This is a genomic window from Actinosynnema sp. (assembly GCF_052038725.1).
On record NZ_JBQGCX010001008.1, the window covers coordinates 1 to 3,246 of the forward strand.

Sequence of the window (3,246 nt, forward strand, 5' to 3'; positions counted from 1 at the left end):
TCGGCCCGGAGGGAGGCATCGCGGAGCAGGAGCTTTCCGCGCTGGTGGATGCGGGTGCGCACGTGGTCAGGCTGGGGCCCTCGGTGGTCAGGGCGTCCACGGGGGGGGCCGTAGCGCTGGGCGCTCTGGGCGTTTTGACCGATCGCTGGGCGTAGTGGGGCTTGCTCTTTTCTGGCGAACGCGGGTGACAGCGGTTACCCTCGTGTCCTGAGGCACCGCACCGGCTACCCATCGGTAGCGGACTCGGTTGAGCGCGCCGGACACCTCCCCCCTCGGTCCGGCGGTTGCCGCGTCGCGGTGGGGCGACCCCCAGGTCCCACCGCGACGCAGGCTCTCGCCTTCTAGAGCAGCCGCAGGTCGATCGCGTTCGCCATGGCCTCGGTGCCCGCGTCACCGGGGTGCAGGCCGTCGCCGCTGTCGTAGGCCGGGGCGAGCACGGCGTCGTCGCCCGGCGCGGCGGTGGGCGCCGCGAAGTCGACCACCGCGTCGAACTCGCCGGAGGTCCTGATCCAGGTGTTCACGGCCCGCCAGGTCGCCTCGCGCTCCGGGGTCCAGATGAACGAGGTCTTGAACGGCAGGATCGTGCCGCCCACGATCCGCACCCCGCGCGCGTGCGCCTGGGCGATCAGGTTCCGGAAGCCCACGATCAGCTCGTCGGCGGTGGCGTCGAAGCCGATGTCGTTGACGCCCTCCAGCACGATCACGGTGCGCACGCCGGTCTGGCCGAGCGCGTCACGGGCGAAGCGGGTGGTGCCCGCGACGCCGTAGTAGGGCTCGCCCTCGCGGTCGGCGACCAGCCGGTTGCCGCCCAGGCCCGCGTTGACCACGGACGGGGCGTGCCTGCGCTCCGCGAGGTGGCGGGCCAGGAAGTCGGGCCAGCGGCGGTTGGTGTTGCCGGTGGTCGCGGAGGTGTCGGTGATCGAGTCGCCGAACGCCACGACCGTGCCCGCGGGCCGCTCCCGCGCGACGTTGACGCCGCTCACGCCCAGCCAGCACGGGGTGTCGGCGAAGCCGGTCCCGGTGCGGTCGTCGGTCTTGTCGCCGGTGGCCAGGAAGTTGCCCTGGGCGGTGAACGGGTGGTTGGTCAGGGGGCCGGTGGGGCCGGGGAAGTGGACGCTGACCAGCAGCGTCGACAGGGCTGCGACGTCGAGGCGGACCGGGTCGCTGAGCAGGTCCCGGCCTGCGGGCACCCGCGCCTCGCGCGACCCGCCGAACGTCACCGGCCTGGTCGTGCCGGGGACGGGCCTCGCGCCCGCGTCCTGGCGGGCGACGGAGGTGCGGTCGACCCGCAGCGGGGTCGTGCCGAAGGCGTTGCTGAGCCTGATCCGCACCAGGTCGCCGCCCGCGCTGGTGAACACCACGTTCCGCACGGTCTGATCGGTCAGTCCCGCGCCCGCCGGGCAGTCGCTCCACGGGATCGCGCTGCCGACCACCGGGCTCGCCGCCCAGCCGCCGACCCAGCGCGCCCGGTCGGGCTCCGCCTGCCCGGTCCCGGTCGCCACCCCGGCCGCCAGCACCGCGGCCAGCACCGCTCCGAGCACCGCTCTCGGCCCCATCGCCGCTCCTCACCAGCTCGCATCGCCCACCTGACGACGCTGGCCGCCGGGCGCGGGCCGGTCAACCCGCTGCCCGGAGCAAGGGGGGCGGCCACCGGACCAACCGGCGCGGGCTCAGAGCAGCCGCAGGTCGACCGCGTCCGCCATGGCCTCGGTGCCCGCGTCGGTCGGGTGCAGGCCGTCGCCCCGGTCGTAGGCGGGGTTGAGCAGGGCGTCGTCGCCCGGCGCGGCCATGGCGCTCGCGAAGTCGACCACCGCGTCGAACTCGCCCGAGGTCCTGATCCAGGCGTTCACCCTCCGCCAGGTCGCCTCGCGCTCCGGGGTCCAGGCGAACGAGGTCCGGAACGGCATGATCGTGCCGCCGACCACCCGCACGTCCCGCCGGTGGGCCTGCGCGATCAGGTCGCGGTAGCCGTCGATCAGCTCGTCGGCGGTGGCGTCGAAGCTGAGGTCGTTGACCCCGGACAGGACCACGACGGTGCGCACGCCGGTCTGGCCGAGCGCGTCGCGCGCGAAGCGGGTCGTGCCCGCGACGCCGTAGTGCGGCTCGCCCTCGCGGTCGGCGACCAGCCGGTTGCCGCCCAGGCCCGCGTTGACCACCGAGGGCGTCCGGCCGTCCCGCGCCGCGAGGCGGCGGGCCAGGAAGTCCGGCCAGCGCCGGTTCGCGTCGTCGGTGCTCGCCGCCGTGTCGGTGATCGAGTCGCCGAACACCACGACCGCGCCCGCCGACCGCTGCCCCCGCTCGGCCACGTCGACGCCGCTCACGCCCAGCCAGCACGGGCTGTCGGCGAAGCCGGTCCCGGTGCGGTCGTCGGTCCGGTCGCCCTCGGCGAGGTAGTTGCCCTGGGCGGTGAACGGGTGGTTGGTCAGGGGGCCGGTGGGGCCGGGGAAGTGCACGCTGACCAGCAGCGTCGACAGGGCGGCCACGTCCAGCAGCACCGGGTCGCTGAGCAGCTCCCCGCCCGCCGGGACGAGCGCCTCGCGCGACCCGCCGAAGGTGACCGGCCTGGTCGTGCCGGGAACGGGCGCCGCCCCGCCGCCCTGGCGGGCCACCGTGGTCCGGTCGACCCGCAGCGGGGTCGCGCCGAAGGCGTTGCCGAGCCTGATCCGCACCAGGTCGCCGCCCGCGCTGGTGAACACCACGTTCCGCGCGGTCCGGTCGGTCAGGCCGGCGCCGCCCGACGGGCAGTCGTTGTGGGGGTTCGGTCCGCCCACGACCGGGCTCGCCGCCCACGCCGCCGTCCAGCTCGACCGCTCCACCCGTTCCAGGTCCGCGTGGGCGCTCCCGGAGACCACCCCCGCCACCAGCGCCGCGACCACCCCCGCGCAGGCCGCGGCCCGCGCCGATCTCGACCCCATCACCGCTCCTCGAACGCCCGCACAGCCAACCGCCCGACGTTGGCCGACGCGGCGACCAAGATCAATCCGCCGGGCAGAGCAAGATCGACAGCGTTCGGCCCATACGATCAAGGGAGCTGGTCGGGCCTGCGCCCCCGCGCCCTCCGGCGCGGTGCGGTTCACTGGTCGCGTGCAGCGCATCGAGTACGGCCCCGACCCCGACCAGTTCGGCGAGCTGACCGGCTCCGGCCCGGTCGTCGTGGTGATCCACGGCGGGTTCTGGAAGGCCGCCTACGGTGCCGACCTCGGCACCCCGCTCGCGCAGGACCTGGCCGGACGCGGCTGGACCGCC

The 3,246-nt window shown here is 75.3% G+C and carries 3 protein-coding genes; 1 reads left to right on the forward strand and 2 read right to left on the reverse strand.

Features of this window, described 5'->3' with window-relative positions; all coding sequences use genetic code 11:
• A partial coding sequence (locus tag ACTUAL_RS21370) for a 16S rRNA (uracil(1498)-N(3))-methyltransferase (RefSeq protein WP_440901495.1) occupies positions 1–155 on the forward strand: 155 nt, incomplete at its 5' end.
• A gap of 186 nt (positions 156–341) precedes the next feature.
• On the opposite strand, the gene ACTUAL_RS21375 is transcribed toward ACTUAL_RS21370, so the two are convergent.
• Both ACTUAL_RS21375 and ACTUAL_RS21380 read right to left on the reverse strand, forming a co-directional pair.
• Positions 342–1,556, reverse strand: a complete 1,215-nt coding sequence (locus tag ACTUAL_RS21375; protein ID WP_440901493.1) for an SGNH/GDSL hydrolase family protein — start codon at positions 1,554–1,556, stop codon at positions 342–344.
• A 114-nt stretch (positions 1,557–1,670) separates the two neighbouring features.
• Positions 1,671–2,915: an SGNH/GDSL hydrolase family protein gene (locus ACTUAL_RS21380; RefSeq protein ID WP_440901494.1), complete on the reverse strand. Its 1,245-nt coding sequence runs from the start codon at positions 2,913–2,915 to the stop codon at positions 1,671–1,673.
• Positions 2,916–3,246: the final 331 nt, after the last annotated feature.

Coding starts and splice junctions, on each gene's coding strand:
- ACTUAL_RS21380 (WP_440901494.1), bottom strand. CDS start 2,915: ATGGGGTCGAGATCGGCGCGGGCCGCGGCCTGCGCGGGGGTGGTCGCG.
- ACTUAL_RS21375 (WP_440901493.1), bottom strand. CDS start 1,556: ATGGGGCCGAGAGCGGTGCTCGGAGCGGTGCTGGCCGCGGTGCTGGCG.